At 67.7% G+C, this 6,176-nt stretch carries 7 protein-coding genes and 2 pseudogenes; 5 read left to right on the top strand and 4 right to left on the bottom strand.

What is annotated here, in order from left to right; genetic code table 11:
- Window positions 1-844 precede the first annotated feature (844 nt).
- Complete coding sequence (locus AB0I98_RS49310; protein ID WP_362952994.1) at window positions 845-1,585, bottom strand: hypothetical protein; 741 nt, start codon at window positions 1,583-1,585, stop codon at window positions 845-847.
- Window positions 1,586-1,892: 307 nt separating this feature from the next.
- Here AB0I98_RS49310 and AB0I98_RS49305 point away from each other — a divergent pair, with 307 nt between their 5' ends.
- Together AB0I98_RS49305 and AB0I98_RS49300 are read left to right on the top strand one after the other, a co-directional pair.
- Window positions 1,893-2,387 carry a hypothetical protein gene (locus AB0I98_RS49305; protein WP_362952992.1) on the top strand — a complete coding sequence of 165 codons (495 nt, stop codon included), beginning with the start codon at window positions 1,893-1,895 and terminating at the stop codon, window positions 2,385-2,387.
- 7 nt (window positions 2,388-2,394) lie between these two features.
- Window positions 2,395-2,745: pseudogene (locus tag AB0I98_RS49300) on the top strand (IS5/IS1182 family transposase); the annotation flags it as partial.
- Between the two features lie 47 nt (window positions 2,746-2,792).
- Here the strand turns inward: AB0I98_RS49300 and AB0I98_RS49295 are convergent.
- The 3 genes and pseudogenes from AB0I98_RS49295 to AB0I98_RS49285 form a co-directional block, all read right to left on the bottom strand.
- Window positions 2,793-2,969, bottom strand: a pseudogene (locus tag AB0I98_RS49295) (ATP-binding protein); the annotation flags it as partial.
- Window positions 2,906-3,199, bottom strand: a complete 294-nt coding sequence (locus AB0I98_RS49290; protein WP_362952990.1) for a histidine kinase — start codon at window positions 3,197-3,199, stop codon at window positions 2,906-2,908. The pseudogene AB0I98_RS49295 and the gene AB0I98_RS49290, both read right to left, overlap by 64 nt.
- 59 nt (window positions 3,200-3,258) lie before the next feature.
- Window positions 3,259-3,540, bottom strand: coding sequence for a hypothetical protein (locus AB0I98_RS49285; protein ID WP_362952988.1), 282 nt, complete (start codon window positions 3,538-3,540; stop codon window positions 3,259-3,261).
- Between the two features lie 41 nt (window positions 3,541-3,581).
- On the opposite strand from AB0I98_RS49285, the gene AB0I98_RS49280 reads away from it, so the two are divergent.
- The 3 genes from AB0I98_RS49280 to AB0I98_RS49270 all read left to right on the top strand — a co-directional run.
- The gene (locus tag AB0I98_RS49280; RefSeq protein WP_362952986.1) at window positions 3,582-4,043 is read left to right on the top strand and encodes a hypothetical protein; all 462 of its coding nucleotides are present in this window, start codon (window positions 3,582-3,584) and stop codon (window positions 4,041-4,043) included.
- A gap of 131 nt (window positions 4,044-4,174) precedes the next feature.
- Window positions 4,175-4,858 (top strand): response regulator transcription factor, encoded by a 684-nt coding sequence (locus AB0I98_RS49275; RefSeq protein WP_362952984.1) that lies wholly within the window; start codon window positions 4,175-4,177, stop codon window positions 4,856-4,858.
- Window positions 4,855-6,176, top strand: a 1,322-nt coding sequence (locus tag AB0I98_RS49270; RefSeq protein ID WP_362952982.1) for a HAMP domain-containing sensor histidine kinase, incomplete at its 3' end; no start/stop codon positions are given. The genes AB0I98_RS49275 and AB0I98_RS49270, both read left to right, overlap by 4 nt.

Raw genomic sequence — 6,176 nt, 5'->3', positions numbered from 1 at the left:
GCTCGTTCGTAGGGCTGATAGTCGCATCAGCTGCTCGCTGGGGGTGCGTGCTGGAACGGGTCGCTTGTGATCCCGCTCCAGCGGCAGGCGTCCAGACTGTTCGTCGGTGAGTTGCCTACGTGTCATGGCCATCTTCCTGCCGGAACCGCCTTCCTGGTGGACCCGGTTCGGCAAGGTTGATCACGACACCACACAAGCCCTAGTCGCGTTGGACCGCGCCCAGATGTCCGCACCGGGATTTGGACGGCCCGCCCCAGTGAGCGGTGTGCATCGCGAAGTTGCAGGTCGCGGGTCTGGTGTGAATGACGAGTGGGGTACTCGCGCTGGCCGGCGGCCGATGACTTGGTGTAGATCATTGGGCGGGTTCGGTTCCGGTGGGATGCTTGGTTCGGCTGCCCCCGCCTACGATCCGTCGGCAGGTCGGCACGCCACGAGATCGCGGGAGGGCCCGGGATGCAGGAGCGACAGTGGATCACCGCTCTCCGGAGCGAACTCGACGCCCGCATTGAGGAGTTGAACAGCACCTGACGGAGTCGTACGCCACCGCCGAAGTCAATCTCGCGCTACCACCGCATCCACCGACGCCTACGCCGAGTCCGCCCCAGCCACGCGCTGCTCCGCATCGACACAGTCCCGCTGGTCGATGTGGTGGCCAACGACGCCGAGAAGACCATCACCTGGGAGAGGCCCCGCTGGGTGGCACCACGACGACGACCGCCAGCGCCGGAGAATCCACCAGAAGGTCATCAAGCGGAGACTCTGACGTCTTCTTATCGGAGGCGCCCGTCCAGTACTCGCGGGACGGGCCCCCGAATGACACCGGGGCTCTTTGGCACTTTAGTTGCTATCCGAACAGTTCCTCGTATAGCCAATAGAGGCAGCCAGCCACGCCGACCAGCCATGCGCCAGCAATCGCCCTGGGCAGCCAATCGGGATGCTCATTAAGTAGCCAGATTCCAGCGACAACGGAAGCTGCCAGTCCCGCGACTAGCACCAGTTCAAAAAGTGTCCACCAGAACCGGTAATAGAACCCAAAGAGCCAGTAAATGGCACTTGCTATACCGATCAACGTCACGCCGATGACAGCCCAGTTTGACCAGTCGATAGCCCAGGGCAGCCCGCCGGCGCGATCGCCTGATAGCCGAACGCCGGCACCGGCTATCCCCGTGATTATGATCAGCCGAACAACGATCTGACCGGGAAGTGCGGTCAGCCACCACGAGTCGTAGATGCAGCCAGCCGCACCGGCCACCCATGCACCGGCAACCATCCAGATGAGCCAGTCAGCACGATCGCTGGATAGCCTGACACCTGCCAGCGCCATGGCCGCGACCCCTGTCGAGATCAGTAGAAGCACGATAGGTAGTTGGCGTTGCATGGCGGGATAAGCATGCCAATATAGCCAAAAGATCGAGCCAGCCACACCAGCCAGCCATACAGTGCCGCCGACCGCCCAGGAAATCCGGTCATCGTGAGCGTCAGCTAGCGAGACACCGACGAATTCTACGACCGCTACTCCCGTAACGATCGCCAGTCGAACGAGGAGTCCACTTAGGGAATCTCGCAAGTCCTCCAACAGAGACATGGTCAGATGTTATCCAATCGACAACAAAGCGCACCGAGAGTGGCGGCGGCACATGGATGCCTAACTGTGCATCTAATCCAGGAGAAGTGATGGGCTCCGTATGCTAGCGCGCCAACTCGGGACCGGTCCCGAGTTGGCGTTCATGGGTACATCGACACTCAAAGGATCCAGTTCTGAATGACGAGTGGGGTACTCGCGCCTGTAGATCATTGGGTGGGTCCGGTTCCGGTGGGATGCTTGGTTCGGCTGCCCCCGCCTACGCTCCGTCGGCAGGTCGGCACGCCACGAGAACGCGGGAGGGCCCGGGATGCAGGAGCGGCAGTGGATCACCACTCGCCGGAGCGAACTGGACGCCCTCGCCGAGGAGTTGACCAAGCGGCTTCAGGAGGTCCAGGTCGAGCGGGACGAACTGGCGATCGCGGAGCGGGTGTTGAACCGCCTGGCCGAGCAAGTTCAGGCCGACGCCGAGGCTGTCGCTCCGGCATCGGCGAAGGTGGCCGGGCGGGCAGTGCTGCTCATCCCACACCGCGGCGACGCGGCCGACGAGGGGGCGCTACCCGGCGACTACCGCAAGATCCTGGCGATCGTGCGGGAGGCCGACGGCCCGGTGCAGGTCAGGGCGGTCGGCGAGCGGATGGGCCTGGACGCCTCGGTTGCGCGGCAAGCTGGAGCCGCTGCGGGCGAAGATGACCAAGCTCGCCGACCGCGGCTGGCTGCACAAACGGGGCGACGGGCGGTTCACCGCACGTCTGTGACCGCGCGAGCGGGCCGTAACTGGCGGGCCCCCGGCGGCGGCAGTTGAGTTTGGTGTGAACAAAAACAACGGTCTCGCCGAGGGCCCTGACGGCCTTGTTTACACCGCCCGCCTGCCGCTGTCGAGCGCGACCTTGAACTTTCTCGCCGGCCTGATATGCGGCCACCTGAAGAAGATCGGCTCCCGGTGGCGGACGCTGCCCGCCGGGAAGATCGCCGGCATCGTGCTGGCGGTGCCGCGCTGTGACCAGCGGCCCGGCGATCTGGTCGGCGGCAACGGGGTGCACCGCACCACCGTGAGCCGGTGGGTGCACGAGGTCGTCGGCCTGCTGGCCGGCCGCGCCCCGCGCCTGGACCGCGCGTTGAAGAAGATCGCCCGAAAGGGCGTCGGCGTGGTCCTCCTGGACGCCCGCTTGGCCTTCGAGGTCAGTCCGACACCCTCAGGGCGGGGTTTCGCCGGTAGGCCCTTGCCGTTATCGGTGATCTGCAACACCAGATGGCCGCCTTCCTCGTCGACTTCCAGTGCGAGATGCGCAGTCGAGGCGTCGGCGTGCCGCGTGACATTCGTCAAGGCCTCTGCCGCGATGCGGTACGCGGCCGTCTCGGTTGCGGCGGGCAGTTCGGCAAGCATGGGGAGATGGAGCAGGCCACGGTGAGCGAGGCGGTATTGAAGTGGGTGGCGAGCGTAGCCACGGCGGTGGCGAGGCCGCAGTCGTCCAAGACCGGCGGGCGGAGGTCGTCGATGATCCGGCGTACTTCATCCAGGCCTCGGGACGCTTCCTTGCTTGCTGACGCGACGAGGGAGCGTGGGTGGGATGAGGACTCCAACACGCGTGCCGCGGCGTCCAGTTGGAGACGCATGCCCGTTGATCGTCCATGAGGGCGTGGTCGCCCGCATCCCCAAACCGGTGAGTTCTCCGTCAACTGCCGCTGAAATGAAGGGCGTCGACACCCACCGTCCCGCTCTTCCGGCTAGGCTGATCCACCTTGCCGCGGTGCACGTCCCAGGCGGCCAGGTAGGCCAGCGACCCGCCACGATCGTATTGGTGTTCCACGCGCATCGTCCTGGCCCGGCCGGGAGGCAGAGTGGGATGACAACGGCAGCGGGCCTGGATCGAGGTCTTCTCGTCGGAGCACACCACGTAATCGCCTGGGCCGAGCGGCTCAGCGTCGAAGAGCCGGGCATACAGGTCGAGCACCACGGCCGCCTTGGATCAACGCGAGCAGCACGGCTCGTTCATCGATGGAAAGCTGGATCTGGTACCGGCTGGACGGAGGCATCGGCATGTTCTGCCAGAACGAGCCGCCGGACTCGGCAGCGACACGCCGCCCCCGGTGGGGCAGGATCGAGGTCGTGCCCAAGCCGCCACCCGAGTCGACCAAGATCAGCCTGCGGCAACGCCTGACCCAGCACGCCCAGGCCCGCTGGTCCGTCCTGGCCGCTGTCAGCGTGCGCTACCGAGGCGTGCTCGCCTACATCGACGGGCACCTCAGCGACGGGACGATCCTGCCGCTGTACCGGCTGCGATACAACGGCTCGGCGAGCATCTGGGGCTTCGCGATCTACCTGGCCAGCCGCGACGGATACGAAGACAACATCCTGCCCAGCGGCCTACCCGCCGGCAGCCCCGAAGAAGCCCTCGACTGCGTCTGCGGCCTCTACCTCAACGACCCCACCGGCTGGTCCCTACCCCCGACGAATTAACGGCGCGGACCACTTAGGCATCCGTAAGAGCACGGCCCGCGGGCACCACAGCGGCGACGCTCTAATCCTGGCCTCAGGTTGATCGGGGACAATGAGCGGCAAAAACATCGACTGGAAGGGGGCGGGCCGGCGTGCGGATCATGATCGCGGATGACGAGGCGGCCATCCGTGAGTCGCTGGAGCGGGTGCTCCAGGTCGAGGGTTACGACACCAGCATTGTCACCAACGGTTTCGCCGTGCTCGACGGGGTCGGTGGCGACGCGCCGGATCTGCTGCTCCTCGACGTGATGATGCCCCGCCTCGGCGGGTTGGAGACCTGCCGGCGGTTGCGGGCCGCGGGCCGGGATCTGCCGGTGCTGATGCTGACCGCCCGTGACCAGGTCTCCGACCGGGTCGCGGGGCTGGACGCGGGCGCCGACGACTACCTGCCCAAGCCGTTCGCCACCGAGGAGTTACTGGCCCGGGTGCGGGCCCTGCTGCGCCGGCGCACGCCGACCGACGAGGGGTCGCAGATCCTGTCGTTCGCCGACGTCCGGCTCGATCCCGACAGGTTCGAGGCGTGGCGGGGCGCGCGGCCGCTGCGCCTGACCCGGACCGAGTTCTCCCTGCTGCAGGTCCTCGTGTGCAACGCGACCCGGGTCGTGACCCGCGACGCGCTGTTCGAGGCGATCTGGGGCTTCGGCATGAGCTCCACCGCCAACAACCTCCAGGTATACGTGAGCTACCTGCGCCGCAAGATGGAGGCCGAGGGTGAGCCGCGATTGATCTACACGCTGCGCGGCCTGGGATACACGTTGCGGGAGACTCCTCCGTGAGCAGGCACGCCGGCCGGGAACCGCGCCGGCTGACCCGATGGTGGCGCCGGTGGTCCCTGCGGGCCAGGCTGACGGTGATCGCGGCGACGGCCATCGCGGTCAGCGTGTTCGTAGCCTTCCAGGTGGCCAGCGAGCTACTGGACTGGGAGCTGCGGGACACCGCCGAGAATCAGCTGCGCGCCGACTCCCGCGTCCTGGCGACGAACGCGGAGCGCGCCGGTCTGGCGCAGGTCCAGCTACCGCCGTATCCCGGATCCGGTCGGCTGGTGCGGGTCATCCTGCCCGACGGCTCGATCCGGACGCCGGCCGGCCAACCCGCGCTGCCCCCGGTCAGCGAGGACGCCGGGCGCGTGGCGCAGGGCGCGTCGGCCGACCTGATGGAGTCGAACGACAGCGACGAGGACGGCTACGTCATCTACACGCTGCGGGCGGGCGACGGCGCAGTCCAGGTGGCCCGCGTCGTCGACGACAGCCCGATCAACCGGTTCGGGTTCGGCATGCTGCTGATCGGGCTGCTCTGCGTGGTCGGCGGCGCCCTTGTCGGGCGGACCGTGGCGCGGACCGGGCTGGCACCGATCGACCGGCTGACCGCCGCCGCGGTACGTGTCGCGCACACCCGGGATCTCGACGCCGACATCCCGGATGAGGGCGGTGGGGAGATCCGGCGGCTGATCCAGTCGATCAACGACATGCTCGCCGCGCTCCGGGACTCCCGGCGGGCCCAGCGGCTGCTCGCCGAGGACGCCGCCCACGAGCTCAAGACCCCGCTCACCAGCCTGCGCCTCAACGTCGAGCTGCTGATCCGGCTCGATCGGCGCGGCACCCTGGACAGCGCACTGCCGGCGGAGAGCCGGACCCGGCTGCTCAACGATCTCGGCGCCCAGGTGGACGAGTTGAGCACCCTTGCCGCCGAGCTGACCGACCTGGCGCGCGGTGACGTCAGCGACGAGAGCACCGAGGTGCTCGACCTCGCCGACGTGGTGGTGGCCGCCGCGACCCGGGCGCGTTCCCGCGTGCCCGACATCGAGGTCGCGCTCGACGTGACCTCTGTGTGGGTGAGCGGGCGTCCCGCTGCGCTCGAGCGGGCGGTGCTCAACCTCATCGACAACGCCGGCAAGTGGTCCCCCGCGGACCAGCCGGTCCAGGTCCGGCTCCGTGCCGAGGACGCGTCGGCGGTGCTCGAGGTCGACGACGCCGGGCCGGGCATCGACGCCGCCGACGTACCGCGGGTGTTCGACCGGTTCTACCGTGCCGACAGCGCCCGGGCGTTGCCGGGATCCGGTCTGGGGCTGTCGATCGTGCAGCGGGTCGTCGACGC

Origin of the sequence: Streptomyces sp. NPDC050211 (assembly GCF_040656035.1) — a bacterium.
Lineage (GTDB): Bacteria > Actinomycetota > Actinomycetes > Streptomycetales > Streptomycetaceae > Streptomyces.
Note: the sequence above shows the minus strand (reverse complement) of the source record. Positions and strands in the feature narration are given on the sequence as shown.